Below are 26540 nucleotides of genomic sequence, written 5' to 3' on the forward strand. Positions count from 1 at the left end.
GTTTGTGATGGCATTAGCGCATACTAAACCTTGCTAGGAGTGAAAATGAGTAAAGAAGAAGCGATTGAAGTTGAAGGCACGGTCATAGAACCCCTTCCTAATGCAATGTTCAAGGTCAAACTGGAGAACGACCACATTGTGCTCGCTCATATTTCCGGGAAAATGCGTAAGTACTTTATTAAAATACTTCCTGGTGACAAGGTAACGGTTGAACTTTCCCCTTACGATCTTACCCGAGGCCGTATAACATATCGCGCCAAGTAAGTCCGCCCCGCACCCAACGATTTCAAACAACGCAAGTATGTGGTTTGATGAAATCAAGCGATGTTCCGGCTAGCACCCCGGGAATCTCGGTATTGCTCTTTATCCCATGATCGGCACGTAACCGAACACGGCATAATTTATGTAGAAAATCTATAGACGAGAAGGAAACAAGCTTATGTACACAGTGGCAGATCTCAGAAAAGGATTGAAAATAACCCTCGATGGCGATCCGTATATCGTTATTGCATTTGACTTTGCCAAGCCGGGCAAGGGGCAGGCTCTTTACCGTACAAAGATGCGTAACATGATCAACGGCACTATTCTCGACAGAACCTACCGTTCAGGCGAAACTTTCGAACCCGCGAGCCTTGAAGATCGGAAAATGCAGTATCTCTATAAAGAGGACGACCACTACTGCTTTATGGATAATCAGTCCTACGAGCAGATACATGTGGATGAGAATGCCCTTGGCGATGCAAAGAACTATCTTATCGACAATCTGCCGGTAGACGTGCTTCTTTTCAAAGGCAAGGCAATTGGTGTCGACGTGCCGAACTTTGTCAACCTGCGGGTCGTTCAGACAGACCCCTGGGCCAAGGGAGATACCTCTGGAAGCGATTCAAAGCCTGCAACCGTGGAAACAGGCTACGTACTCCGCGTTCCACCATTTATCGAAGAGGGCGAACTAATAACCATAGACACACGTACTGGTGAATATTCAACCCGGGTTAAGGGATAACGGATGGCTAAAAACTGGCCTCTGACCCGGCGCAAAGAAACACTCCGGGGAAGAAGCACCATTATACAGGAAATAAGAAGATTTTTTATTAAAGAGGGGTATCTGGAAGTGGATACCCCTCTTCGCATTCCTGCACCAGCGCCTGAATCTTATATCGAGGCGATTCCTTCCGGTAGATGGTTTCTTCACACGTCACCGGAACTTTGCATGAAAAGGATGCTGGCCGCCGGCTACGAACGCATTTTCCAAATTTGCCGCTGCTGGCGGGATGGGGAGCGGGGTATTCGTCACCTCCCTGAATTTACCATGCTTGAGTGGTACAGGATCGATGCCGATTACCGCGATCTGATGAGCGAATGCGAGGCATTGATCAGGTCAGTGATCCATGTTTTGGGTCATGGCGGAAGCATTCGTTATCAAGGGATGGCTGTTGAGATAAACGAGCCCTGGGAAAAGTTGACGGTAAGTGAAGCCTTCATTCGATACAACGGAATGACCATGGCGGAGGCATTAGAGACGGACCAGTTTGACGAAATCATGGTGAGAGATATCGAGCCACGGCTTGGCTTCGGGAAGCCGACCTTCATCTACGATTACCCGGCTGAACGCGGTGCATTGGCCCGCATCAGTAAAGACAACCCGGCAGTAGCGGAGCGCTTTGAACTATACATCGGTGGCCTGGAGCTGGCTAACGCCTTTTCCGAACTGACGGATGCACAGGAACAGCGGGACAGATTTGTTCAGGAATCCACTTTCAGGGCATCAATGAACAGAGCCACTTATCCTCTGCCTGAAAAATTTCTCGATGAACTATCGGATATGCCCCCTTCTGCAGGGATTGCCCTGGGAGTGGACCGGCTCGTAATGGTGCTTCTGGATCTCTCCAGCATAGACGACGTAGTTGCATTCACCCCTGAAGAATTATGATCGCATAAACCCGCATTCAGTCCACATCACCATACTCAACCATCTCCCCTCGATAATTCCTGACCAACAGGACATTCCCCCCTACTCTCTTCACATAGTCAGGCAATAAGGGCACCTTCCCCTTTCCTCCTTCCAGGTCAATCACGTAATAGGGAGATGCCATGCCGGAAGTATGTCCGCGCAGGCTTTCCATGATCTCAAGTCCCTGCTCGACTCTTGTTCGAAAGTGACCGGTTCCCTTCACCAAGTCCATCTGATGAATATAATAAGGTTTAACCCTTATCTTCAACAAGAGCTGCATCAGCCGTTTCATCACTCCGGGGTTGTCATTTACACCCTTTAACAGCACTGTCTGGTTTCCCAGAGGTATTCCGGCATCGGCAAGCCTTGCACACGCAGTTGCCGATTCAGCGGTAATTTCCAACGGATGGTTGAAATGGGTATTTATATAGAGCGGGTGATATCTTTTCAGCATGCGACAGAGGCGCGTGGTAATTCGCTCCGGCAGTGTCACCGGGACGCGGCTGCCGATCCTGATGATTTCAAGATGGGGGATTTGCCGCAATCGAGCAAGTATCTCCTCCAGCGCGTCGTCATCGAGCAGCAACGGGTCGCCGCCGGAAAGTATGACATCGCGGATTTCCGGTCGACTTGCTATATAGTCGAGCGCAGCGCTGATTTGTACCTTTCCCGTTACAGCGCCAACACAACCGACCTGGCGTTTGCGCATGCAGAAGCGGCAGTAAACGGCACATGTGGATGAAACAAGCCAGACAACCCGGTCGGGATAGCGATGGATAAGCCCCGGCACGGGACTCAATATTTCTTCCCGGAGAGGGTCTTCCTGTTGCAGATCGTCTTCCAACTCACGTGCATCAGGAACGCACTGCCGCCACAGGGGATCTCCCGGCTCATTAATGAGGTTGAGATAGTACGGGGTGATCCGCATCGGATAACGTTGCACCACCCGCAAAAGCGGTTCTGCATCTATCCCGAAACGCCGGGCAAGTTGTTCCGGGCTGGTAATGCTTGCAGCAAGGATGTTCTGCCATTTTCCCATTTGTAGCGCTCTTCTCCAACAGGATACGAAGAAGGCGGAGAACCGTTCCTCCGCCTTCCTTAATCACAAGAAATAAAAGTCAAATAATCATGTTATCAGGGCGCCGATCAATTCCTTCACATCGGCGATGCCGTTTTCCTCAAGATACGTTTCCATTCCCTCGGCTATGGTCTGAGCCGCAGAAGGGTCGAGAAAGTTGGCTGTGCCGACCTGCACGGCAGTCGCTCCGGCCAGCATGAACTCCAAAGCATCCGTCGCAGTCATTATACCCCCGATACCGATTACGGGGACTTTGACTGCCTGCGCCACCTGCCAGACCATCCTGAGCGCCACCGGCTTGATGGCCGGTCCAGACAGTCCACCGGTCATGTTGGCAAGTATCGGCCGACGCTTTTGCAGATCTATGGCCATGCCGGTGAGGGTGTTGATCAGCGACAACGCATCAGCCCCGGCATCGACGCAGGCATTTGCCATCTCCACGACATTGGTCACATTGGGTGAAAGCTTGACGATGAGCGGTTTAATAGTGGATTCACGCACGAGGCTTACAACCTCATAGGCGGCGTTGGGGTCGGTACCGAAAACGATCCCTCCCTGCTTTACATTCGGACAGGATATGTTTACTTCCAACCCTGCAACTTCCGGCAGTTTGTCGAGCTTCTCCGCCAGTTCGCCATACTCTTCAAGGGTGTTGCCGTAAAGGTTGACGATCACCGGCGTGTTCACGGTGCGCAGGAAAGGGAGTTTCTCCTGGATAAAGGCATCAATACCCACATTTTGCAAGCCAATGGCGTTCAACATTCCGCCGGGCGTTTCGACAATGCGCGGGGTCGGATTGCCGGCCTTGGGGCGGATGGAGAGCCCCTTGGTAATGATAGCGCCGATCTTTTCCAGATCGAGGTAGTCTGCGAACTCTTTACCATAACCAAAGGTTCCGGATGCGGTCATCACCGGGTTGCGCAGCTTTATCCCGGCTACTTCCACAGATAAATCAGGTTTTCCCATTCTATCTCCTTCGCTCATGCCTATCACCTATCGAATGATTAATCCCATTGCAGATCACGATAATCGAAAACCGGCCCGTCCTTGCAGACGCAACGATAATCCGGCGTCTCATTCGAATGGTTACGCCCCTTCATAACGCAACCGAGACAAGCACCAACACCGCAGGCCATGTAAGCTTCCAGGGAAACCTGACAGGGAATGTCGTGCCGGCCGGCAATTGCTGCTATTGCCCGGAGCATGGGAAACGGACCGCAGGCAAAAATGGTCTTGTTGTCAATACTTTCAGACAGATGCTTTTCCAGCACCTCTGTTACCAGGCCGCTGGCCCCCAGAGTCCCATCATCGGTGGAAACATAGGTCTCCACTCCCAGCCGTTCGAATTCGGTGATACATAGGATGTCTTCCTTGTTTCTCCCACCGGCAAAAAGACGGACTTTGGATGTTTTAACCATTTCTTTTGCCAGGTAATACAGTGGAGCCATGCCGACCCCTCCACCGACGAGGATTTTCTCCCCTGAAGGATCACCCGGCATGAAACCCTTTCCGAGCGGCCCAAGAATATCGAGATGATCACCCTGGTGAAGCGTGGAGAGCATCTCCGTACCCTTCCCTACTACCTTGTACAAAATTTCAAAATAGGTCTGCGTGCCGCAATCCGTATATGCCGTAGCAAAAGTACCCAGATCAAAAATGCCGAAAGGGCGCCTGAGTAAAGGATCTATGGCATCGCGCACCCTGACCATGATGAATTGCCCCGGTGTTGCACTGCGGACGGCAGGTGGTGCGGTCATTCTCATTTTGAAATAACCGGGGGAAACCTCGATGTTGGAAATAATCATTGACTTAAACTGCATTGCAGCTGACCTCGCCGAATTCAAGATTCAAATATATATTCCATCAAAAGTGCGTCATCGCCATTTTCATAATAGGCTTTGCGCCGCCCTGTTTCAACAAAACCAAGACTTTCGTAAAGATGTATCGCGGAGAAATTAGAAAGACGAACTTCCAATGAAACGAATTCGGCTCCCTTCTCACGGCAATCCAGCAAGACCCTTTCCACCAGCATTCTGCCTACACCCTTACCTCGGAACGCCTTGTCTACAGCCACATCGAGTATATGACCTTCGTCAATGACGAGCATTGGACAGATGTAGCCGATGACCCTATTCTTCGGGCCAAAGGCTACCAGCGGAAATGCATGGGGGGAATTGAGTTCATCAAGAAAATGGTTCCTGGCCCAAGGGCGCGGAAAAGATTCGGTTTCAATGATCAGAACCTCATCCAGATCCGTTTCAGTCATCGGACAGATGGTTATTTCTTCAAGCCGGTTCTCCATTTACGGGCATCATAAGCAAAGAGGTTCCGGTTGTAAACTGTTTTTTCATTGCCAGTTTGAATTTGACTTTTGCGCCCTTATGGTTTAAATTTTTCATTTCCAATTGAAGGGGAGGATTGTTTTGAGCGAATCCAGAATTACCTATAAGGATGCCGGCGTAGACATCGATGCCGGCAATACATTTGTTAAAATGATCAAACCGCTAGTCAAGGCTACGTCAAGACCAGAGGTTATAGCTGACATCGGTGGTTTTGGCGGATTGTTTTCACTGAATTCCTCCAAGTACAAGAACCCAGTGTTGGTGTCCGGCACCGACGGTGTAGGTACCAAGCTGAAAATCGCATTTTTGGCCAATCGTCATGATACTATCGGCATTGACCTGGTGGCCATGTGCGTCAACGACATCATTGTCCAGGGAGCGGAACCTCTCTTTTTCCTCGATTACCTCGCCACCGCAAAACTTGACCCGGAAAAGGGCGCATCCATCATCAAGGGTGTTTCGGAAGGTTGTATACAGGCAGGCTGCGCCCTGATCGGCGGAGAGACAGCAGAAATGCCCGGTTTTTATTCCGGCGATGAATATGATATGGCCGGCTTTGCCGTCGGAGTAGTAGACCGGGACAAAATTATCGACGGCTCATCCATAACCGTTGGCAATCGTCTCATCGGTATTGCCTCCAGTGGCTTGCATAGCAACGGCTATTCCCTGGCCCGCAAGATTATCTTCGACAAAATGGGTCTTGGTATAGACGATATCATTCCGGGGCTGGACAAAACCGTAGCTGACGAACTGTTGACCCCTACCCGCATCTATGTAAGATCAATATTGAATCTGCTCAGGGATTTCCCCATAAACGGCATTGCCCATATTACCGGTGGCGGCCTTCTGGAAAATATTCCCAGGATACTTCCCAACGGCTGTAAAGCGCTTGTCCATAAAAATAGCTGGCAGCCGCCGCCAATTTATCAAATACTGCAAAATGCCGGCAATATCGAAGAAAATGAACTATTCAGAACCTTTAACTGCGGAATCGGCATGGTGCTGGCGGTGCCGGAAAAGGAAGCTGATGAGGTTCTCATCAGGCTTTCCGGTCTTAACGAACATGCTTTTGTCATCGGCGAAATTGCCAAGTGCGAAGCTGGTTCAGAATGCGTTGAAATGATTTGAAGAACGGATAAATACATTTAGGTAGAACACTTATGGGGAAATTACTGACAATCGGCGTATTGGTATCCGGCAACGGTACAAACCTGCAATCCATCATCGACCATTGTGAAGATGGCAGTCTTTCCGTAAGGATTGGATGTGTAATCAGTAACAATGCCGATGCATTTGCATTGGAGAGAGCCCGGAAACACGGCATTCCCACGAGACACATAAACCATCGAGAGTTCTCAGGTAGAGCGTCATATGATGCAGCACTGGTAAAGGTTTTACGCGAACATGACGTGGAACTGATTATTCTGGCGGGTTTTATGCGAATCATTACCCCTGTACTCATCGATGCTTTCCCTAACGCGATTATGAACATTCATCCAGCCCTTCTTCCTGCGTTTCCCGGGCTTCATGCACAACGACAAGCACTTGAGTATGGGGTGAAAATATCCGGCTGTACCGTACATTTTGTGGATGCCGGCACCGATACCGGCCCTATTATCATGCAGGCAACTGTTCCGGTCGATGCAAAGGACACGGAAGAAACCCTCTCAGCAAGAATACAGGCAGAAGAACACTGTATTTTCCCCAAGGCAATCCAGTTGTATGCTGATGGCCGTTTGACAGTGGAAGGAAGAAAGGTCATCATCTCGTCCCTTGCATAGCCGACGCAATTTTCAGCGCATAAAATAACCTACCTTAGACCTACCCTCTTCAGAATAATACCGAGATACTTGTTCAAAGGATTAGTTCTTTTCAGGAACGGGAGGACAGGAGGCTTTCTTGCGCCAAGTCTGTCCAGTTCAGCGGTAATCTGAGGACTGTTCCCGTGCCCAAGGCCTTGACGGAATACCAGCATTGCTTCAGGTTTGTTCCCAAGAAGCATATATATTCGCCCAAGGTTCAGATAATGAATCGAATTGTTTGGTTCCATCTCCATCGCCCCTTTGCATAGAGAAACGGCATTATTATATTGGCCGCGTTCTTTCGCCAGACAAAAGGCAAAGTATGAGCAAAAGGTAGGGTTATTCTCAAGCTGGAAAGCCTTTTCAAAATATGCCAACGCAGAAAGGCTGTCTCCGTTGTTGAGGGCGCTCAGTCCACGAGCAAAGAGTTTATCCGGCTCAGTACATGGCATACAGCTTCACTCCTTTGCGAACAAATCGATAACTACACTACTCAGCTTAGCATTACGCAAAGCTCATCATATTCTAAAGCCCACTGAATCTCCACCATTATTTACAGAAATACCACCGCAAGGTGGAACATAAACGGTTCCAGTGACGAGGTTTTGCTTCCTTCAAGAAAATAATCTACAGTCTTATCGATCTGACTGATTCCCTTTTGGTATGCAATCGGCAGGATAAACGGTGAGAGAAACGACGATCAACAACTAGTCGCAAATAAAAAAAGGGGTCAGACTTAATGTCTAACCCCTTGTTATTTATGGTGGAGCTGATCAGGATCGAACTGACGACCTCTTGAATGCCATTCAAGCGCTCTCCCAACTGAGCTACAGCCCCATTCAAGAAAGTTGTTTATATCAAAACTGCTTTAACGTGTCAATCATTTTCTCTCACATTTTTTCTCACATTAAAATCAATTTCCTGCTTGACCCGCTGACAGTCATTCGTTATAATCGCCACACAATTTACGCCGGAGTGGTGAAATTGGTAGACGCACTGGACTCAAAATCCAGCGGGAGCAATCCCATGCCGGTTCGACCCCGGCCTCCGGCACCATTTAACAATCCGATAAAGTACGAAGCAGCATGCGAAGCCCTGAGAAATCAGGGCTTTTTGTTTGTGCGCCAGGCATGGCGCGTGGCGCGTAAGCGCCATCCAATTGGGTATGGTGCCTGATTGGTGACTTGGAGGTGAAAGTCCTCTTCGGACCCTGATGGTGGGAACCGATAGCTGAACAGCAAGGGTGTCCGGGGCGACCCGGAATCTGAAGGAAGCTGTAGGCAAAGTCCTGGCCCGACGAACAGGAATCGCATATGAGGCAGCCACATCTGGGCGAGAAGGCAAACAGATTCAAAGCCCGATAACCATCCAGAAAGATGTGGAAGTAGATGCGGCGGGTATATGGGATGAAGGTCACGCGCATTACCCTGGGAGGTCTGTCAACCTGCCTTGTGCTACCGGCATCGAGAGGTGCCGGGATGGGTTGGCAGAAGTCAGCAGAGGCCATACGAGTCGGAATAACCGACCGACAAAGGGCCGAACTTGAAGTAAGCGGACAGGAGCCTTGAGTTTCGATGACGACAGGAGCAGCAGAAGGCCGGGTTGGGATACCCGGCGCCAGCCCGGAGGGTAGCGGTTGGAAACCGCGAGAGAAAGGGAGAGGTGCGGCAAACGTCACGGGAAGGAAAGCAGCTCACTGGCCGGAAGCGGCAACGGGACTGATGGAGAAGATCGTCAGTCGCGGCAACATGATGGCGGCATACTCACGGGTAATGCGCAACAAGGGAGCGCCCGGCGTCGATAACATGCCGGTAACGGCCCTGAAGGGCTACCTACAGGAGGAATGGCCGCGCATCAGAGAAGAACTGCTGACGGGAACGTATCACCCGCAACCGGTGCGGAAAGTAGAAATTCCCAAACCGGGAGGCGGCACACGGATGCTGGGAATTCCCACCGTCCTTGACCGACTCATTCAGCAGGCGGTGCATCAAGTTTTGAGCCCGCTGTTCGACCCTGGTTTCTCCATAAGTTCCCACGGGTTTCGCCCTGGACGGAGCGCCCATCAAGCGATCAAGGCAGCTCGGAAGTATGTAGAGAGCGGCCTTAGGTGGGTGGTTGACATTGACCTTGAGAAATTTTTCGACCGAGTCCACCACGACACCCTTATGTCGCTGGTGAAACGCAAGGTTGGAGACCGTCTGGTGCTGTCCCTTATCGACAGCTACCTTAAGGCAGGGATACTTGAAGGAGGAGTGACGTCACCCCGGTTGGAAGGCACGCCGCAAGGCGGGCCTCTCTCGCCGCTGCTGTCCAACATCCTCCTCGACGAACTGGACAAGAAACTGGAAAGAAGGGGCCATAAGTTCTGCCGCTATGCCGACGACGCAAATATCTATGTTGCAACGAGGAGAAGCGGCGAGCGTGTCATGGCCTCAATTACCGGCTACCTGTCCGAGCGGCTCAAGCTCACGGTCAACCAGGGCAAAAGCGCGGTTGACCGTCCGTGGAAAAGGTCGTTTCTGAGTTACAGCATGACCCGGCACCGCAAACCGCGGCTTACCGTGGCCAAGAAAGCGGCTGCCAGGCTCAAGGCCAACCTCAAGACGATCTTTAGGCGGGGAAGGGGTCAGAACATCCAAACCACCGTTGAAGAGACAACCCCGAAACTTAGGGGTTGGTTAAACTACTTTCGGTACGCGGAAGTAAAAGGCATCTTCGAGGAACTGGACGGATGGCTGAGACGTAAACTGCGTCGCATTCTCTGGAAGCAGTGGAAGCGCCCCAAGACGCGAGCAAAGAAACTGATGCGGCGGGGATTATCGGAGGCAACTGCATGGCGGTCGGCCACAAACGGCCGCGGCCCCTGGTGGAATGCAGGGGCCGCGCATATGAACAAAGCTGTTCCGAAATTCTACTTCGACAAACTGGGGCTGGTATCACTCATAGACCAGCTTCACCGACTTCAACGTACTTCATGAACCGCCGTGTACGGAACCGTACGCACGGTGGTGTGGGAGGACGGCGGGAGCAATCCCGCCTCCTACCCGATTTTTATTGTCCGTCGTTATTAACCATCGACCGGAACTCAAGATATGAGCTATCATAATCGGTCATGCTGGCGTAGATGTAACATGCGAATGTAAGTTCAGCCAGATTCATAAAAACTATTCCTCTTCTTGCGCAGCAACCGTCCAGATACGTTTCAAAGGCAACTCAGCCTTCAAATCCTCATCAAGTTTGTCATAGTGGGCAAAGAGCTGATCAAGTAGTTCGTTCCGCGTCCAAAGGTGCACAGTAAAGAAACTCGCTGCCAGTTCTTTTTGTACATTGCTCTTATAACCACTCCAGGAAACAAATGGGCGGGACGCTCAGCAAAACTCTTTTTCGCTTACAATTTCGGGTTCCAAATGGTTTCCCTCAAGAAAAACCATCGAGGGTGTAAAAAGGTTTGTGTAAATGGTCATTAGGGGGTACACCAAGTTACCCTAAGGAGATCACATGACTATTAACACCGACGTAATCGACGATCTACTCAAACATTATAAGACCCCCGAAGAGATTCTAGGGGAAAACGGGCTGCTGAAGCAGTTGACCAAGGCTGTTCTTCAGCGGGCGCTCCAGGCTGAAATGACACTGCACCTCGGCCACGAGAAGCATGCTTCCGTTTCCGCCAAAGGTGGCAATGCACGCAATGGCTCGTCGGCAAAGACCATCAAAGGCGATTTTGGCACCATGCCGATTGAGGTCCCTCGTGACCGGGATAGCAGCTTTGAACCAGTCATCATTCCCAAAGGCCAAACCCGGTTCGCCGAGTTCGATGATAAGATTATCTCCCTGTACTCCCGCGGGCTTACCACTCGTGAGATCCAGGGACACTTGGAGGAAATCTACGGTGTTGAAGTATCCCCCGCTCTGATTTCAATAGTGACTGAAGCAGTAGCTGAAGAGGTCAAAGCTTGGCAGAACCGCCCGTTGGATGCGCTTTATCCCATCGTTTACATGGATGCCATCAGGGTCAAAGCCAGAGGCAATGGCCATGTTGTGAACAAGGCTGTCTATCTGGCCATCGGCATCAACATAGACGGTGCCAAGGAAGTTCTGGGAATGTGGGTCTCCGAAAACGAAGGAGCCAAGTTCTGGTTGCAGGTTGTGACCGAACTTAAGAACCGTGGTGTCCAAGACATCTTCATTGCCTGCGTTGACGGCCTGAAGGGGTTCCCTGAGGCCATAGAAATAGTTTATCCCAACACTCAAGTCCAACTTTGCATCGTCCATATGGTACGCAATTCCTTGAAGTTCGTTTCGTGGAAACAACGCAAAGAAGTTGCGACAGATTTGAAGGTTATCTACCAGTCAGCGACCGCTGAGCAGGCCGAAATGGAACTGACAGCATTTGAGGCAAAATGGGACAAAACACACCCGACGATCAGCCAGTCCTGGCGCCGGAACTGGGCGCAAGTTATACCATTTTTTGCCTATCCAGCTGATATACGAAAGGTTATTTACACAACCAATGCCATTGAATCACTGAATATGTCACTCAGAAAGGTGACCAAAAACCGGGGCTCGTTTCCCAATGATGAGGCAATGTTCAAGTTACTATACCTGGCGCTGAGAAACATCGCGAAGAAATGGACCCTGCCGATCAGAGACTGGAAAGCTGCCATGAACCGCTTTTCCATTCTTTTTGAAGACAGAATGCCAAGCTATTAAAAACAGGGAACCAAAACCATTTACACAAAACTATTGACAGGCCCAAACCATCCGAGAACTGAATATTTGTTTCAGAGTGTAGACATTACAACTTGACAAAAAGTTCACAGAAGTGTTAGCGATCCGATGGAGCGATACGTTATACGGTCTTCTATGGCCTTATCTCAACAATCGTACCATTTGGCGCTAACTTGGCAATTTCCTCTATTTCTTCGTCTGTTACGGCAATACACCCTTTCGTCCAGTCAACCTCTGTGTGAAAATCACCAACCCACGAGAAACCATTCTTAATTCCGTGGATCATGATGTTTCCGCCCGTAGAAACACCTAGTTCTTTTGCTCGCTTTTTGTCTCTCTCGTTTGGATAGGAAATATGAAGAGATAGGTGATAATGGCTGTCCTTGTTTCTTGAATCGATGAAGTAGGTTCCCTCCGGGGTTTTGTTATCGCCTTGCCTTTCTTTTGGACCATTCGGGTTTCCCCCCAAGGCTATCTTGTAGGTTTTGAGCACCTCCCCCTTTGAGATCAACATCAATCGTCGTTCTTTTTTTTCTATCAGAATCTTATCTACCAATCCTTTCTGGATTGCAAAAGCAAAAACCTTTTGTTCTAGCGCTTTAATCTTTTTTTGCAGTGTAATAATTTCATTCCCCCTGCTTTCAACCTCTTGCTGGAGAGTCTCAATTTGTGTTTGCTGCGTGGTAATCATCTTATCCTTGATAGTGACATTATTGATATAAAATATCATCCTCTCACTGTCCTGCCTGTACCCACTCCCTGGGTAGTCCTTTATGAGTTTCTGAAAACATTCCAGGGATTTCTGATAATCTTTTTGCTCATTCTTCGGATGCGCATAAATAATACCCATCTCGAATAGAACCCTGTCTCCCGTCGTGGGATATTTTTCAATAATCTGCTCATATTTGTTCAGAGAGGCCTTGTAGTTTCCCTGGCTAAAAGAATTATTTGCTTCTTCGAAGGTTGACTTGGCCTGGAATCCTTCACTAAAGTGACTGCATCCGCACATTAGAATTGATGTTATTATGATGCAGATAAAGAAAAAGAAAAGGTGCTCACCCTTCCTGCTTTGTTTTTTACCCATATATGTCAAAGACGGTCTAAATCTTTTAGACAGTACAATTTGGAAGATTCTCAGTTCCCTCATCTCCTCACCCCTTGGCAGAAGCATCAGGAATATCTTGTGCTAAGAGCCTGATATCCTGGCTTAACAGGTTAAATGCTTGAGTCGTCCAGACAGACTTAAATGATGGATAAGGAAATGGCAGGGTTTTGAGACCCTGCCACTTCATTATCCGGAGCGCTAAAGGTAAAGTTAACAGCTCCCTTAAAATTGACTTACTTCCTCATCGATTTCTGGAAAGCGGCGTCAGCTCTTTTCGCCTTTTCATCTGCGATCCTTTCCCTTTCCAATGCCGCCTTTTCAGCATCATCTGCCTTTAACTTGGCCACATCGGCTGCCGCCTTGGCAGCTTGCGCATCCTGCAATGCCTGATCAGCTTTCGCATCAATCAGTTTTTGCTGCGCCTGCACTTTCTCGAGCTCACCGGTTGTTGCACAACCCATCATAGTAACGAGAACAAGCATCATTGAAATCACCAAAAGACTTTTCTTCATCTCTAATCACCTCCTTTCTGTTCAGTTTACATTATTTTAATAGTGACTGTTAAAATCCAGCGCTACTTCACAAATAATATTCACATTGGTTATTGATTGGTTGCAAGAACATATACCAGGAAGAGGGAACGCGTGAAGTTCACAATATCTCCCCTGAACATAAGAAAAGCTGGGATCGACTATCTCTTCTTGACAGGTTCAATCAATATACCGTCTATTTCCAAATCAATTTTCAAGCGTTTGGTTGCATCTTTGGCCTCACTGATATCATTGAAAGGGCCAGCGATAACACGGTAGCTATTGCTCTTTGATAACACCATTGCCGGGATTTGTGGACCCTGGTGGTTGATAATGGTGGCAATCCTCAGAGCTTCAATCTCGTCACGCACATCAGCAGCCAAAACATACCACGCCTCCATTTTCAGTTCTGGTATTTCCGGTCTGCCATACAATTTGTCTGGGTGCTCGACTTCTATGGTTCTCGAAGCCTCTTTTTCACTTCCTTGACTCATCTCGAAGATGGGAACAGGAATCCCTCGGGCCTCGGCCTGCACTTCCTTAACTTTTCTCCAGTCAAGCGTGCGCGCCGATTTCTTTTCAATATTTCTCAATTTTGCGTATGTCTTCTCTAGCTCAATAGCGCCCGAGTCTTCCAGAGGCGTATGAGCTTCCATGTAAAGTACTCCATTACGTTGACCTATGAGATATGGCTGGTTAACAATGACTACAGGGGTATTAACTGGAGTGTCATCGTAGAGCATCTTCACGTTTTCTGGATATAGTCTCAAGCAGCCATTGGTTGCTTTAAGACCAATGCTGGCAGGTTTATTAGTACCATGGATCAAATAACCCGATTTGCTTAAATAGAGCGCGCATTCTCCCAAGGGATTTTGAGGTCCCGGCGGAACTTCTGCGGGCAGAGGATCGCCTTTTTTTCTATGATCCTCAGAAATTGAAGCAGGCACATGCCAGGTCGGCCGGGTTGCCTTGCGCTCCACATGCATTTGACCTGTGGGCGTGGGTCGCTCCTTGGTTCCGACACCGACCGGGTAGGTCGACACCACCAGTGACTTACTATCCCCTTTAAATTGAAAGAGCCTCATGGTGGCTAAGTTGACCACAATGCCTTTTCTGGGAGCGTCCGGCAGGATAAAACTCAGAGGCAACATGATACGCTCTCCGGCCTCAGGCACCCATACATCTACCCCTGGATTAGCTGCACTGATTGCAATGATCCCCAGACTGAAGTGTCTTGCAATATCCGGTAGCGTATCCCCCTTTTCAAGCCTGATGACTGCCAACCGACCAATGACGTCATCTCCTCTTGCAACCGAAAACTCATTTCGTTCGATCTCCTTTTCAGGATGGCTTGGAAAAAGCCAGGATTTCTCCTGAACACTGTTCATAACAGCACATCCATTGAGAGATAAGATGAATGTACATAGAGCTATAAGACGAAGCCAATTGGATAAGAGTGACAGGTCAACGATTCGGCACATGGGTTAAATAAGCTACCTTTCTCAAAAATGAAAATTAATATAAATAAAAGAAATAAAAGAAGAAATAAAAGAGTCAGCCCTTGACACGGGACAAATGGCCCCCCCTCAGCTCTATGCGTCTTTAAAAGCGCAGCTCTTGCTGACTCGACCTCCTTTTTATGTTTTGACAACAAAAAAGCCGGGACCGAATATCGTGTGATATTTCGGCAACCCGGCTGTCTCAGTGAGACCCTGTAGGCTTTCCGCCCCACCCTCGCGGATGGTTGAGTATTATCGTTTATCACTAACCGTCATAATACGGTGCCCTTTAAAGGCGCACCTCTTGCTGACTCGACCTCCTTTTATGTTTTGACAACAAAAAAGCCGGGACCGAATATCGTGTGATATTTCGGCAACCCGGCTGTCTCAGTAAGACCCGTAGGCTTTCCGCCCCATTCTTGCGAATGGTTAAGTATTATCGTCTATCTCTCAAACATTTTTTTGCATCTTACATTTCTATAAAGATTTGTCAACATTTTTCTAAAGTCCAGTTGAGGGACCAACGGATTCGGGGGAGCTTGCAACCAGGAAAAAGACAATCTAGGAGCCTGTCGGACTTAGGAATGAATCTACTGCGAGAACGGAAAATCGGTCCATATTACCGGAAATTTTCGACAAATAGGTCCACTATTCGCTCTCAAATTTCCGATAATCTGTCCTCGATTTGCCATTCTCTCGCTACGATTCCCTAAGTCCGACAGACTCCTAGGGCATGCTTACCTAGGTGGACAAAAAAGCCAAGTACCTTATCGACATTCTAGGTGAAGGTGGAATTGCAAGCATCGCTGGAAAAAAAGGAACAAAATCCCCCCTCTGCCCCCCCAGGTATAACAAGTAATCGCGATGATTCTGGAATGTTCATAAGGTAAAGATCGAAGGCGTAAAAGGAGTAAGCTAAATCGTATGAGGGTATTTTGGGGGGATGTAACAAAATTCAACTTACAGTTTGCTATTGATATCAATAAGTTAATCAAGTTATTCGACCCCGGCCTCCGCACCAACAAAATCAAGGCCTCATTGTTTTTTCACCATGAGCCTTTTTGTCCACTTTTGCCCACCCTACTAATGCCTATGGGCCACCGGCAGGCGCAACCCCACACCCAGGCGTCCGTTCACCGTTCCCCACTTGATGGAAGTGCCCGAGCAAAGTTCCGATAGTAATTCAAGATGTCAAATATTGAATCCTGTCGATTGAAGCCCATGTGGTCCCCCCGCCCGCAGGGCGAGGAGACCTGTTTGGGAATGGATGATCAGTAAGCCTGCTTATCCTCCAGCACTTCCTCTACCGTCACTTTGCCGCGGAAAACCCGATAGACCCAGATTTTATAGGCGATGACAATCGGCAAAAACATCGCCACCACCAATGTCATGATCTTCAATGTATAGGGACTGGAGGACGAATTGAAGATTGTCAGACTATGTGCAGGATCGAGATTGGAAGGTATCAGATTCGGGAAAAGGCCAATGACGCCGGTAAAAACGACCATGAGAATCGTTACGCATGAAGAGGCGAATGCACCTAGCAGGTTGCCCTTTGCAGTAAGGATTCTGATTCCGAGCAGGGCCGCTACAGCCAGGAGCGGTACGATAAGTAAATAAGGAGCGCTGAAGTAATTGTCGTAGAGCCGTGATGCAAATTTTGTATAGCCAAGGAACGCCACCGCAACCACGAGGAGTGCAGGCCAGAGTTTATCAGCCATGGCATGGGCACGCCGGCTCAGGTCGCCGACGGTCTTGACCGAAAGGTAAAGAGCACCGTGTATCAGGAAAAGAAGCACAAACAGTATGCCGGTCAACAGTCCATAAGGATTCAGCAGGTAAATGAGCGACCCGTGATACCCCGTTGCATCCATGGGCAGACCGGCAAAGATGTTACCGAAAGCAACCCCGAAAAGAAGCGCCGGGAGAAAACTGCTGACAACAATGGCAAAATCCCATGATCGTTTCCATAGGGCACTATCCTCTTTACCCCTGAATTCAAATGAAACCCCGCGGACAATAAGCGCAAACAACAGCAGCAGCAGAGCCGTGTAGAGATAACTGAACATCAGCGCGTAGGTGGTGGGAAATGCTGCAAAGGTGGCGCCGCCTGCTGTTATCAACCAGACCTCGTTGCCGTCCCAGACAGGACCGATCGTATTGATGATTACCCGCCGGTCACCATCGTTTTTTCCGAGAAAGATATGAAGCATGCCGGTGCCGAGCACAAAACCGTCTAGCATGAAATAGACTGCCCACAGTACAGCCCAAAGAACGAACCATAATATCTGTAATTCCATAATTTCCCTCCTCCTAATTTCTTGTCGGTTTAATGATGGCTGAAAGATCGTCATCCGGCCCTTTTCGGGCAAGCTTGGTCAGCAGATAGATATCGATGCAGCCGAGTGTGCCGTAAAGGAGGGTAAAGCCGATCAGCGAAACGAGAACCTGGGGAGTACTGATGGCTTTGGAAACGGCATCCGAGGTCTTTAGAACGCCGTAGACGATCCAGGGTTGACGCCCCATTTCAGCCACAATCCAGCCGAGTTGATTGGCGATGTAGGGAAGTGGAAGAGCAAACAACATGATCTTGAGAAACAGCGGATAGTTTTCCAGTTTCCCTTTTCGGGAGAGAAATACCGCGACCAGCGAAAGGACGAAGAACAGGATGCCGAGACCGACCATGAGCCTGAAGCTGTAGAAAACCGGTGTGACCGGCGGACGTTCCGATTTGGGGAAGTCCTTCAAACCTTTGATTTCCGCATTTGGCGTATGAAATGCCAGCAAGCTCACCATGTTGGGGATGCAGATACGTTCGAGGGCGTTACATTCCTTAATCTCATCGGGAATAAGCAAAAGGTTCAACCCTACTCCGCGCTTGGTTTCCCAGACCGACTCCATGGCAGCGAATTTGGCCGGCTGGGTCTTGGCCACCTCCACCGCATGGAAATCGCCGATGACCGCCACCAGCAGGGTAGAAACCAGGCCGAAGGTCGCCGCCATCTTGAAGGAAGTTTTAAAAAAATCCGGCTTGTTTTTTTTCAGGAGATGCCACGCGGATACACCCATGACAAAGAACGCCGCCACCGTGTAACCGGAAACAATCTGGTGACCGAACTTCAGAAGGCCGTAGGGGTTTGTCACCATTGCCATGAAATCCACCATCTCTGCCCTGCCGTTTCTCAGCACATACCCCACCGGATGCTGCATCCAACCGTTGGCCAACAGTATCCAGAGACCGGATAGATTTGTTGCGATGGCTACCAGCCAGATGGATATGGCGTGCATTTTCTTCGACACCTTGTTCCAGCCGAATATCCAGACGCCGATAAACACGGACTCCAGGAAGAATGCCATGGTCGCCTCGATCGCCAGCGGCGCACCGAAAATATCACCCACGTACTTGGAATATTCCGCCCAGTTCATGCCGAACTGGAATTCAAGGGTAATACCGGTCACAACCCCCAAGGCAAAGTTTATGAGAAACAGTTTCCCCCAAAACTTCGTCATTTTCAGGTAGAGCTCATCGCCGCTGGACACATAGCGGGTTTCCATATACGCGACCATAATGGAAAGCCCGAGGGTCAGCGGCACAAAAATGAAATGGAACATGCTCGTGATGGCAAACTGCAGCCGGCTCAAGGTTAAAACATCCATCAACTTCCTCCTTTTAACAGTTTTTGCAACAGCTATCCAGTATTGTTAGAATATTATTAAGTATGATTATATCAAATTGTTACCACGTTTGCGGCCAGTGCAAACAAATACTGCACTAACCCAAATAAGGTCTTTTTTGTCTTATTTCGTTGCAAAAAAATTTATAGCTGTTTTTGCTTAGCCAACTCCTCAATAGTTACACTATCCAATATGTTGACTACCTGACTCTGCACCGTTCTCCAGACCTGATGGACATTGCAGTGCCCTCCCCTGTCACAATAACCCGTGCCCATGAGGCAGCGATTGGGAATAATGGGTCCTTCAACAGCCTCGACAACCTCGCGCAGGGTGATAGACGCTGCCGGCCTGCCAAGGGTAAAACCGCCGCCGGTACCTCGAGAGGAATTGACAATGCCAAGTTTGGCAAAACTCTGAAATATCTTGGCGAGAAATGTCTGTGGTACATCCGAGGCATGAGCTATCTCGCTGATCAACGAAACCTTTCCCGGTTGCTGTTGAGCCAGATAAATAATACCGCGGATTGCATATTCGCCCTTGCGGGTCAACTCCATCATAAATGCACCTTCAAGACCGATTTAGTCTTATTTATAAATGATGAAATTCGAACTGTCAAGAAAAAGATTTCGCTCCGGGTATTTTTCCAACCACTTATCATTAGTAGGTTTAGTGCGGTATTGCGGACATCAGACGTATAAAATGCAGATTTTTCACGAACGCCGTATGTTTCAAACCCTGAAGGCCCGGCCACCCTGAGCTGTAAAATGGTCGAACAAACACCGGCCTATGTTCTGCAACGACACGACAGCAGCAACGCCGCCTCTGGCGATAGCCTCTTTCGGCATACCAAAAACGACACAACTGTTCTCATCCTGGGCAATGGTGTATGCACCGGCTTCCTTCATTTCCAAGATGCCGGCAGCCCCGTCATCCCCCATCCCGGTCAGGATAATGCCTATGGCATTCTTGCCGACAAAATTCGCCGCAGAACGAAACAGTACGTCGACCGAGGGCCTGTGGCGGTTTACCGGTGGACCGTCAGAGAGCTGGATGACATAGTTTGCGCCACTGCGGGATACCATCATATGCATGTTTCCAGGCGCAATATAGGCATGACCCGGCAAGATCCTATCCCCTTGTTCTGCCTCTTTAACGCTGATCTTACAGAGACTGTCCAGCCTTTTGGCAAAGGTTTTTGTGAATGCCTCCGGCATGTGCTGGGTAACGACGATGCCGGGACAATCGGCCGGCATCGTCGTCAGTAGTTCCTTGAGGGCTTCAGTGCCGCCGGTTGAGGCGCCGATTGCGATGATCTTTTCCGTAGTCGAAATGGACCTGCTAATAAACGGCAGCACAACATCGGCGCTGTTTTTCCTCTCTACGGAAAGATGGGTATGGCTACGGTTAAGTTTCATTATACGGGCTTTTGCGGCAGTTCGAATCTTGGCGCTGATCTCTTCGGCGTAGTCATTTATGCCGCGGGCAATGTCAATTTTGGGTTTGGTCACAAAATCAACCGCTCCCAACTCCAGGGCGTGCAATGTAATAAATGAACTCTTTTCGGTCAAAGAGGAAACCATTATTACCGGCATCGGACGAAGGCGCATCAGCTTCTCCAAAAATACCAGCCCGTCCATTCGCGGCATTTCAACGTCCAGGGTAAGGACATCCGGATTGAGCTCCTTGATCTTCTCTCGGGCAATCAACGGATCCGGGGCGGTACCCACCACCTCCATATCCGGCTGGCTGTTAATGATTTCAGTCAGTAGACTTCGTATTAATGCCGAGTCATCAATGATTAAGACTTTGATTGTCATATGCCTATCCTGCCCATGTCCATGAAATCTGGTTTCTCACCCCGAACTTCCGGTCGGAAATCATTTATTCAGGACATAGACTGTTTTCTGACGAATCTTGAAAAGGTCTCCTGCATGATGATAACTTTCCGAATGCCCGGCAAATAACAGCCCATCGGGCTGCAATAACGGTACAAACTTTTTCAGAATGTTGTACTGGGTTTCAATGTCGAAATATATCATCACGTTTCGGCAGAAAATGGCATCGAACCTTTCCGTAAGCGACCATTTTTCATCAAGCAGATTGAGCCGACTGAAGGTGATCAGTTTCTGCAGCTCGGGACGTACCTTGACGAAGCCGGCGCACTTCCCGTCGCCCTTCAGAAAAAAACGTTTCAACTGGCCGGGGGACAGTTTTTGCACATGTTCGATCGGATAAACCCCTTGTTCGGCCTTTTCCAGAACATTGGTATCGATGTCAGTTGCAAAAATAGTTACGGGCGGATTAAAGCTGTTGAAGTGCTCAACCGCCGTCATTGCCAGCGAATACGGCTCCTCGCCGGTCGATGCAGCGCAACTCCAGATCTTGATGGACCGCCTCCTGCCGATACTTCCCAGATGTTGCGCAAGAATCGGGAAATGATGGGGTTCGCGAAAGAATGACGTCAGATTGGTCGTCAGGGCATTGATGAACGCTTCAAACTCCTGGTTGCCGCTATCCTCCAATAGACCGATATACTCTCTGAACGACTCTACTCCCGTGATCCGCAATCGTCTCGCCAACCGGCTGTAAACCATATCCCGCTTGTTTTGGCTGAGCGAAATGCCGGCGCTTTTGTAGAGCAGCTCACGAATTGTGTTAAAGTCTGCCGAAGTATAATGAAATTGCCGGTTTTCCAGGTCACCCCTGCTCTCCGCTTCATAATTCCGTTTGTTCAAAATATTTGAACACACAGACATTTCGCTCCCCCCTTTCGACAAAACAGCGCTTAAAACTCTTTCCAATCCTCCTCAAGGCCCACAACCTTCGGTAATTTTACTTCTCCTGGTCCAGCTGCTTTGCCATATCCATTTGCCACCCTGACCTTCTCAGGCCTTTTTATCTGGTTAATGCTTTTGTTGGCCGGAGCTTGCGCTGATGTCTGATTGTTTAATTTCACTTCAACGCGCTTTAGCGGACTCTGCTCGGAATCATTCAGCTTGAACCTGCTTACCGCGTCTACCATGCTGCGCGCCTGCTCTTTCAATGACTCTGCTGCGGCAGCAGCTTCTTCCACCAAAGCCGCATTCTGCTGTGTCACATCGTCCATCTGGGTTATGGCCGTATTGACCTGTTCTATCCCGCTGCTCTGTTCCATGGAGGCGGCAGATATTTCCGCCATGATGTCGGCAACGCGTTTGATGCTGGTTACTATCTCCTGAGTGGTTCTGCCTGCATCTTCAACGAGCCTGCTGCCGGCTTCCACCTTGCCTACGGAATCTTCGATCAGCGCCTTGATTTCCTTGGCAGCGGCAGCGCTTCGCTGGGCAAGATTGCGCACCTCGCTGGCGACGACAGCGAAACCGCGACCCTGCTCTCCGGCCCTGGCCGCCTCCACCGCCGCATTCAAGGCGAGAATGTTGGTCTGGAATGCGATGCCGTCGATTACGCCGATTATATCCGCAATCTTCCGGGAGCTGTCGCTGATGGATTCCATGGTAGTGACCACCTTGCCGATCACGTCTCCGCCTTTCACGGCCACGTCGCTGGCGGTCACTGCCAGTTGATTTGCCTGCTGGGCATTATCTGCGTTCTGCTTAACTGTGGAGGTCAGTTCTTCCATGCTCGATGCCGTTTCTTCAAGGGCGGACGCCTGTTCTTCGGTGCGCTGTGATAGATCCGTATTGCCGGCCGAAATCTGTTCAGTTGCCGTGGCTATGGAATCAGCACCGGTTCTCACTTCACCGACAATATGCGCCAGACTGCCGTTCATCTCCTTTAACGCCTCCAGCAGATGGCCGGTTTCATCCCGGCTCTTGACTTCAATAATGTTGGTGAGGTTGCCGGCGGCAATCTGCTCTGAAACACCGATTGCTTCATTCAGCGCCAGCTTTATTCTACTGGCGACAAAATATGCGAAAACGAAGATAAATAGTGCGCAAAGGAATGTCGCGATAATTATCTGCCACCTCAATTTGGACATTTCAGCCTGCACGTCATCCACATAGATGCCGCTTCCGACAACCCAGTCCCAACCTTTGACCAGTTTCACGTAGGAAATTTTGTCGACCGGTTTCGCGGCGCCCGGCTTGGACCACATATATTCCACGGTGCCTGCTTCCTTCTCTTTTGCCACCTTGGCGAATTCGATGAAGATCTGTTTGCCGTTCGGATCTTTCAGGTCTGAAACATTTTTTCCGTCAAGTTCGGGCTTTATGGGATGCATCAGCATCTTTGGTTCCAGGTCGTTGACCCAGAAGTACTCATTCCCCTGGTAACGGAGGTTTCGTACACCCTCCAAAGCCCTCTTCTGGGCTTCCGCAACCGGCAGTTCACCGGATTTTGCTTTGGCCTGAAAACCCTCTATCATTGTATATGCTACTTCCACGACGCTCTTGGTGGCTGCCATCTTCTCAGACATCAGTTTCTGTCCGAATAAAGGAAGAACATAAAACATGATTCCGGAAACCAGGAGCGCGATCGTGACAATTGAGATGCTCAGAATTTTCGACAGGATTTTCCAGTCTTTAAATTTTGCGATGCCCATTGTGTACCACCTTTCTTATGTTTTATTGATGTTATGCCGCGTTATCCATAAGTTGCATTTCAGAACTGCTCATTAATTTTTCAATGTCGATCAGGATCAGCATCTGACCGTTCTGCGTGCCGAGACCGGTTATGTACCGGGTATCGAGATCTGAGCCGAGTTCGGGGGCAGGCTTGATCTGCTCCGGTCCCAACTCCACCACATCCGAAACACCATCGACGACCATGCCGACAACCCGGCCAAGCACGTTCATGATGATGACCACGGTAAACTCGTTGTATGCGACTTGTCCCAGTCTGAACTTGATCCGCATGTCCACGATCGGAACAATAACCCCCCTGAGGTTGATCACCCCTTTCAGAAATTCCGGTGCATTGGCAATATGGGTAACAGCGTCGTAACCACGTATTTCCTGTACTTTAAGAATGTCCATGCCATATTCTTCCCGGCCGAGAGAAAAGGTAAGGAATTCCCTTGCACAGCATTCAGCGCTTCTGCCCGATGTCATCTGTTCTATCTGCATAATGATTGCCCCCCGTAATGATTCAAGCTCTCACTTCGTTTTCTTCAACCCGCATTTTTCCCCACCTGTAACAGCCCACCAACATCCAGAATCAATGCCACTCGACCATCACCGAGAATTGTTGCCCCCGCGGTTCCTTCCACTTTACGATAATTATTTTCAAGGCTCTTGATTACAACCTGGTGTTCTCCGATCAATTCGTCCACCATCAGGGCGCCTCTCTCCCCTTCAGCATCGATCAGCACAAGAATCCCCTCCTCAGGTTTTGTAATCGGTGTTTCCAGATTGAAAACCTCGTAAAGCGGCAGCAACGGCAGATATTCTCCGCGCACGTGCACGACCCGCCTGCCGCTTATCATTTTGATATCGTCAGCAAGTGGTTGAAGCGATTCCACAATCGAGTTGAGGGGAATGATGAACTTTTCTTTCCCGACCGCAACCGACAGACCGTCCAGTATCGCCAGCGTCAACGGCAGACTGATGGTAAATTTGCATCCCTTGCCCTGTTCAGAGGCAACCTGGATGCGTCCCCCCATGGCATGGACATTTTTCTGCACCACGTCCATCCCCACCCCGCGGCCCGAGATATCGGTAACGGTATCGGCGGTTGAAAAGCCCGGCGCAAATATGAGATGCCAAACCTCTTCGTCAGGCATCGTCTCATCAACGTCAAGTCCGCGTTCAAGCGCTTTTTTAAGGATTTTATCGCGGTTGAGACCTGCGCCGTCGTCTGCAACATCGATGACGATTCTTCCCCCCACCTGGGCTGCGCGCATCGTGATCGTCCCGGTCGCATCCTTACCTCCTGCCTTACGCACGTGCGGCAATTCAATGGCATGGTCCAGACAGTTGCGCACCAGGTGGGTCAGTGGATCGGCAATTTTTTCAATGAGCCCCTTGTCGAGCTCGGTTGTTTCACCGAAAGTTTTGAGTTCGACCAGCTTGCCGAGTTTCGCGGAGAGATCCCTGACCAGGCGGGGGAACCTGCTGAAAACAAGGCTGATCGGCACCAGCCGTATCGACATGATGCTTTCCTGCATGTCGCGGGTATTGCGTTCCAGTTGCATAAGCCCGCGATGAATGTTTTCGAACAGGACGGGATCGAGTTCACTGACAATCTGGGACATCATGGACTGGGTAATGACCAGTTCGCCGACCTGGTTGATCAATTGGTCAACCTTCGCGACGCCGACACGAATTGAAGAACCCTCTGCGCTCTCACCGGCGCGGCGACCATAAGCCCCTGCATCCGTTTCATTACGGTCATAGGCTCTTCTTCCGGGAACAGAGGCTTGCGTATTCATGGGCACGCCAGCCTCTGCAACAGCCATGACGCCGTTACCCCGATGTTCCTGGCCAGGTTCTGCGGTACTATCGGAAACTTTGGCCGTACCGGTTTCAGATATTACTCTTATCTTCAACTCGTTTTCTTCGGCGACGAATTCGAAGATGTCCCGAAGCTCGTTTTCTCCTGCCGCAGTCTCAAGGATGAGATGCCAGCGTGTATAACAATTTTCCGGGTCAAGTTCGCTGAGTGGGGATGCAAAATCAATGGCGGCCGACACCTGTAATTCACCCAGATCGGCCAGTTCATAGAAGAGGTTCTCCAACCGGACGCCGCGCTTGAACGTATCTTCAGCCGGCTCGAAATCTATCTCGTATCCGGCAATGGAGTTTGAATGTGCCGCCACGCCGGATGGCGCATCTGCATCAGACAACGTGGAAAACAGATTAAGTCCGCTGCCCGCATCAACGGCAGCATCGCTTGTCCCGGAGATAAATGCCTCAAGCTTTTTACAGACCTCTTCAATTATCGGCAAATCGACCGCGGAACCATCTCGATGCCCTGCCAATTGCATGGCTATCGCATCTCCAGCCTCCAGGAATGCATCAATCATGGTCCTGCTAAGGGTGAGTTCGTGATTTCTTACCCGGTCGAGGAGAGATTCTAGATCATGGGTAACGATCATCATATCCGTGAATCCGAAGATCCCCGCACTCCCCTTTATGGAATGCGCAGCCCTGAAAATGGCATGGAGATCATCTTCCTGCGGCGAATCCGGATCAAGCTCAAGAAGAATGCGCTCCATCTCCGTCAGGTGCTCCGCGCTCTCTTCGAAAAAAACCTGGTTAAACCTGCTCAGGTCATTGGATATGGCGTCAGTCATGAATGCACCTTCGCATCATCGAGAATGCAATCATACTCGCTGCCGAAACCGAGAAAATGGATGTTCTGCCTGAACTCTTCCGGGACATTGATCAACACCGGACTTAAACCGAGCAATTTTACATGGCGCAACCAGATAGCAAGCAGTTGACAGCCGCTCAGGTCGATCTGATCAACATCCTTCATATCGATTTCAGGGTCGTTTTCCATTGGACATGAGGAAGCGCGAGTATCGGCAGCATTTGAGAAAGACAGCGATTGCAATTGAATCTTCAAAAACTTCAACTGGTCCGTTACCCCCGTGATCGACCAGTTGCCGCAGAGCTTGATGGACATTCTCTCGGTTGCTGATTCCGACATAAAGCACCCTCCATTCCTTGTAATGATTTTCTTTTGATGATTATCCTTTAGCAGCAATAGTGCCATTTTTGTATACATATAATACTATGTAATATCAGCATGTTAACAGTATGGCGTCTTTCGGACCGATACGACGATTTTTGCTGGCCCAAAATACTTTTTATCCAAATATCACGTTACTTCAGTGAGTTATCCTGCTGCAAAAAAAATTGCAGGTGCAACCAATGTCGCATG

24 protein-coding genes, 2 tRNA genes and 2 riboswitches are annotated in these 26540 nt (G+C 49.5%); of the genes, 8 read left to right on the forward strand and 18 right to left on the reverse strand.

Annotated features, from left to right (window positions below):
• Window positions 1-45: 45 nt before the first annotated feature.
• The 3 genes from infA (at window position 46) to epmA (ending at window position 1930) form a co-directional block, all read left to right on the forward strand.
• Window positions 46-264: a translation initiation factor IF-1 gene (gene infA, locus GURA_RS10880; RefSeq protein WP_011939035.1), complete on the forward strand. Its 219-nt coding sequence runs from the start codon at window positions 46-48 to the stop codon at window positions 262-264.
• Window positions 265-439: 175 nt separating this feature from the next.
• The gene (efp, locus tag GURA_RS10885) at window positions 440-1003 is read left to right on the forward strand and encodes an elongation factor P (RefSeq protein WP_011939036.1); all 564 of its coding nucleotides are present in this window, start codon (window positions 440-442) and stop codon (window positions 1001-1003) included.
• A 3-nt stretch (window positions 1004-1006) separates the two neighbouring features.
• Window positions 1007-1930, forward strand: a complete 924-nt coding sequence (epmA, locus tag GURA_RS10890) for an EF-P lysine aminoacylase EpmA (RefSeq protein ID WP_011939037.1) — start codon at window positions 1007-1009, stop codon at window positions 1928-1930.
• 16 nt (window positions 1931-1946) lie between these two features.
• On the opposite strand, the gene GURA_RS10895 is transcribed toward epmA, so the two are convergent.
• From GURA_RS10895 to rimI, 4 genes are all read right to left on the reverse strand, one after another.
• Window positions 1947-2990, reverse strand: coding sequence for a KamA family radical SAM protein (locus GURA_RS10895; protein WP_011939038.1), 1044 nt, complete (start codon window positions 2988-2990; stop codon window positions 1947-1949).
• An 87-nt stretch (window positions 2991-3077) separates the two neighbouring features.
• On the reverse strand, window positions 3078-3995 hold the full coding sequence (locus GURA_RS10900) for a dihydroorotate dehydrogenase (protein WP_011939039.1): 918 nt from the start codon (window positions 3993-3995) through the stop codon (window positions 3078-3080).
• A gap of 38 nt (window positions 3996-4033) precedes the next feature.
• On the reverse strand, window positions 4034-4849 hold the full coding sequence (locus tag GURA_RS10905) for a dihydroorotate dehydrogenase electron transfer subunit (RefSeq protein ID WP_011939040.1): 816 nt from the start codon (window positions 4847-4849) through the stop codon (window positions 4034-4036).
• A gap of 20 nt (window positions 4850-4869) precedes the next feature.
• Window positions 4870-5331 (reverse strand): ribosomal protein S18-alanine N-acetyltransferase, encoded by a 462-nt coding sequence (rimI, locus tag GURA_RS10910; protein WP_011939041.1) that lies wholly within the window; start codon window positions 5329-5331, stop codon window positions 4870-4872.
• A 121-nt stretch (window positions 5332-5452) separates the two neighbouring features.
• Between rimI and purM the strand changes: the two genes are divergently transcribed.
• Both purM and purN read left to right on the forward strand, forming a co-directional pair.
• Window positions 5453-6499, forward strand: coding sequence for a phosphoribosylformylglycinamidine cyclo-ligase (purM, locus tag GURA_RS10915; protein ID WP_011939042.1), 1047 nt, complete (start codon window positions 5453-5455; stop codon window positions 6497-6499).
• 32 nt (window positions 6500-6531) lie between these two features.
• Window positions 6532-7152, forward strand: coding sequence for a phosphoribosylglycinamide formyltransferase (gene purN, locus GURA_RS10920; RefSeq protein ID WP_011939043.1), 621 nt, complete (start codon window positions 6532-6534; stop codon window positions 7150-7152).
• A gap of 29 nt (window positions 7153-7181) precedes the next feature.
• Here purN and GURA_RS10925 read toward each other — a convergent pair whose 3' ends face one another.
• Entirely contained in the window at window positions 7182-7625 is a 444-nt protein-coding gene (locus GURA_RS10925; protein ID WP_011939044.1) for a tetratricopeptide repeat protein, read from the reverse strand.
• Between the two features lie 309 nt (window positions 7626-7934).
• Window positions 7935-8010: transfer RNA gene (locus tag GURA_RS10930), tRNA-Ala, on the reverse strand.
• Between the two features lie 132 nt (window positions 8011-8142).
• Between GURA_RS10930 and GURA_RS10935 the strand changes: the two genes are divergently transcribed.
• From GURA_RS10935 to GURA_RS10945, 3 genes are all read left to right on the forward strand, one after another.
• Window positions 8143-8229 (forward strand) — tRNA-Leu (locus GURA_RS10935).
• A 518-nt stretch (window positions 8230-8747) separates the two neighbouring features.
• Window positions 8748-10151 (forward strand): group II intron reverse transcriptase/maturase, encoded by a 1404-nt coding sequence (ltrA, locus tag GURA_RS10940; RefSeq protein ID WP_011937128.1) that lies wholly within the window; start codon window positions 8748-8750, stop codon window positions 10149-10151.
• Between the two features lie 520 nt (window positions 10152-10671).
• Complete coding sequence (locus GURA_RS10945) at window positions 10672-11886, forward strand: IS256 family transposase (protein WP_011937053.1); 1215 nt, start codon at window positions 10672-10674, stop codon at window positions 11884-11886.
• Window positions 11887-12037: 151 nt separating this feature from the next.
• Here GURA_RS10945 and GURA_RS10950 read toward each other — a convergent pair whose 3' ends face one another.
• The 12 genes from GURA_RS10950 to GURA_RS11010 form a co-directional block, all read right to left on the reverse strand.
• Complete coding sequence (locus GURA_RS10950) at window positions 12038-13051, reverse strand: L,D-transpeptidase family protein (protein WP_011939045.1); 1014 nt, start codon at window positions 13049-13051, stop codon at window positions 12038-12040.
• Between the two features lie 191 nt (window positions 13052-13242).
• Window positions 13243-13521, reverse strand: coding sequence for an Lpp/OprI family alanine-zipper lipoprotein (locus tag GURA_RS10955; RefSeq protein WP_011939046.1), 279 nt, complete (start codon window positions 13519-13521; stop codon window positions 13243-13245).
• Window positions 13522-13700: 179 nt separating this feature from the next.
• Window positions 13701-15020 (reverse strand): L,D-transpeptidase family protein, encoded by a 1320-nt coding sequence (locus tag GURA_RS10960; protein WP_011939047.1) that lies wholly within the window; start codon window positions 15018-15020, stop codon window positions 13701-13703.
• 202 nt (window positions 15021-15222) lie between these two features.
• Window positions 15223-15299: riboswitch (cyclic di-GMP riboswitch) on the reverse strand.
• 108 nt (window positions 15300-15407) lie between these two features.
• Window positions 15408-15483, reverse strand: a riboswitch (cyclic di-GMP riboswitch).
• 826 nt (window positions 15484-16309) lie between these two features.
• Window positions 16310-17338, reverse strand: a complete 1029-nt coding sequence (cydB, locus tag GURA_RS10970; protein WP_011939048.1) for a cytochrome d ubiquinol oxidase subunit II — start codon at window positions 17336-17338, stop codon at window positions 16310-16312.
• Window positions 17339-17351: 13 nt separating this feature from the next.
• Entirely contained in the window at window positions 17352-18695 is a 1344-nt protein-coding gene (locus GURA_RS10975) for a cytochrome ubiquinol oxidase subunit I (RefSeq protein ID WP_011939049.1), read from the reverse strand.
• 161 nt (window positions 18696-18856) lie between these two features.
• A complete protein-coding gene (locus tag GURA_RS10980; protein ID WP_011939050.1) occupies window positions 18857-19270 on the reverse strand; it encodes an RrF2 family transcriptional regulator in 414 nt (137 codons plus the stop codon).
• A gap of 171 nt (window positions 19271-19441) precedes the next feature.
• Entirely contained in the window at window positions 19442-20530 is a 1089-nt protein-coding gene (locus tag GURA_RS10985; protein WP_011939051.1) for a protein-glutamate methylesterase/protein-glutamine glutaminase, read from the reverse strand.
• Window positions 20531-20590: 60 nt separating this feature from the next.
• Window positions 20591-21469, reverse strand: a complete 879-nt coding sequence (locus tag GURA_RS10990; RefSeq protein WP_011939052.1) for a CheR family methyltransferase — start codon at window positions 21467-21469, stop codon at window positions 20591-20593.
• Window positions 21470-21498: 29 nt separating this feature from the next.
• Entirely contained in the window at window positions 21499-23256 is a 1758-nt protein-coding gene (locus GURA_RS10995) for a methyl-accepting chemotaxis protein (RefSeq protein ID WP_011939053.1), read from the reverse strand.
• A gap of 31 nt (window positions 23257-23287) precedes the next feature.
• A complete protein-coding gene (locus GURA_RS11000) occupies window positions 23288-23779 on the reverse strand; it encodes a chemotaxis protein CheW (RefSeq protein ID WP_011939054.1) in 492 nt (163 codons plus the stop codon).
• 44 nt (window positions 23780-23823) lie between these two features.
• Entirely contained in the window at window positions 23824-25947 is a 2124-nt protein-coding gene (locus GURA_RS11005; RefSeq protein WP_011939055.1) for a chemotaxis protein CheW, read from the reverse strand.
• Entirely contained in the window at window positions 25944-26306 is a 363-nt protein-coding gene (locus tag GURA_RS11010; RefSeq protein WP_041245404.1) for an STAS domain-containing protein, read from the reverse strand. Before GURA_RS11010 ends, GURA_RS11005 begins: the two co-directional genes overlap by 4 nt.
• Window positions 26307-26540 lie beyond the last annotated feature (234 nt).

The organism is Geotalea uraniireducens Rf4 (assembly GCF_000016745.1).
GTDB classification, from domain to species: Bacteria; Desulfobacterota; Desulfuromonadia; order Geobacterales; family Geobacteraceae; genus Geotalea; species Geotalea uraniireducens.

Coding starts and splice junctions, on each gene's coding strand:
- cydB (WP_011939048.1), bottom strand. CDS start 17,338: ATGGAATTACAGATATTATGGTTCGTTCTTTGGGCTGTACTGTGGGCA.
- GURA_RS10905 (WP_011939040.1), bottom strand. CDS start 4,849: ATGCAGTTTAAGTCAATGATTATTTCCAACATCGAGGTTTCCCCCGGT.
- GURA_RS10895 (WP_011939038.1), bottom strand. CDS start 2,990: ATGGGAAAATGGCAGAACATCCTTGCTGCAAGCATTACCAGCCCGGAA.
- GURA_RS10945 (WP_011937053.1), top strand. CDS start 10,672: ATGACTATTAACACCGACGTAATCGACGATCTACTCAAACATTATAAG.
- rimI (WP_011939041.1), bottom strand. CDS start 5,331: ATGGAGAACCGGCTTGAAGAAATAACCATCTGTCCGATGACTGAAACG.
- GURA_RS10925 (WP_011939044.1), bottom strand. CDS start 7,625: ATGCCATGTACTGAGCCGGATAAACTCTTTGCTCGTGGACTGAGCGCC.
- GURA_RS10985 (WP_011939051.1), bottom strand. CDS start 20,530: ATGACAATCAAAGTCTTAATCATTGATGACTCGGCATTAATACGAAGT.
- GURA_RS10975 (WP_011939049.1), bottom strand. CDS start 18,695: ATGGATGTTTTAACCTTGAGCCGGCTGCAGTTTGCCATCACGAGCATG.
- GURA_RS11005 (WP_011939055.1), bottom strand. CDS start 25,947: ATGACTGACGCCATATCCAATGACCTGAGCAGGTTTAACCAGGTTTTT.
- ltrA (WP_011937128.1), top strand. CDS start 8,748: ATGACGACAGGAGCAGCAGAAGGCCGGGTTGGGATACCCGGCGCCAGC.
- GURA_RS10990 (WP_011939052.1), bottom strand. CDS start 21,469: ATGTCTGTGTGTTCAAATATTTTGAACAAACGGAATTATGAAGCGGAG.
- efp (WP_011939036.1), top strand. CDS start 440: ATGTACACAGTGGCAGATCTCAGAAAAGGATTGAAAATAACCCTCGAT.
- GURA_RS10960 (WP_011939047.1), bottom strand. CDS start 15,020: ATGTGCCGAATCGTTGACCTGTCACTCTTATCCAATTGGCTTCGTCTT.
- GURA_RS10995 (WP_011939053.1), bottom strand. CDS start 23,256: ATGGGCATCGCAAAATTTAAAGACTGGAAAATCCTGTCGAAAATTCTG.
- GURA_RS10900 (WP_011939039.1), bottom strand. CDS start 3,995: ATGGGAAAACCTGATTTATCTGTGGAAGTAGCCGGGATAAAGCTGCGC.
- GURA_RS11000 (WP_011939054.1), bottom strand. CDS start 23,779: ATGCAGATAGAACAGATGACATCGGGCAGAAGCGCTGAATGCTGTGCA.
- purN (WP_011939043.1), top strand. CDS start 6,532: ATGGGGAAATTACTGACAATCGGCGTATTGGTATCCGGCAACGGTACA.
- GURA_RS11010 (WP_041245404.1), bottom strand. CDS start 26,306: ATGTCGGAATCAGCAACCGAGAGAATGTCCATCAAGCTCTGCGGCAAC.
- GURA_RS10980 (WP_011939050.1), bottom strand. CDS start 19,270: ATGATGGAGTTGACCCGCAAGGGCGAATATGCAATCCGCGGTATTATT.
- epmA (WP_011939037.1), top strand. CDS start 1,007: ATGGCTAAAAACTGGCCTCTGACCCGGCGCAAAGAAACACTCCGGGGA.
- GURA_RS10950 (WP_011939045.1), bottom strand. CDS start 13,051: ATGAGGGAACTGAGAATCTTCCAAATTGTACTGTCTAAAAGATTTAGA.
- GURA_RS10955 (WP_011939046.1), bottom strand. CDS start 13,521: ATGAAGAAAAGTCTTTTGGTGATTTCAATGATGCTTGTTCTCGTTACT.
- infA (WP_011939035.1), top strand. CDS start 46: ATGAGTAAAGAAGAAGCGATTGAAGTTGAAGGCACGGTCATAGAACCC.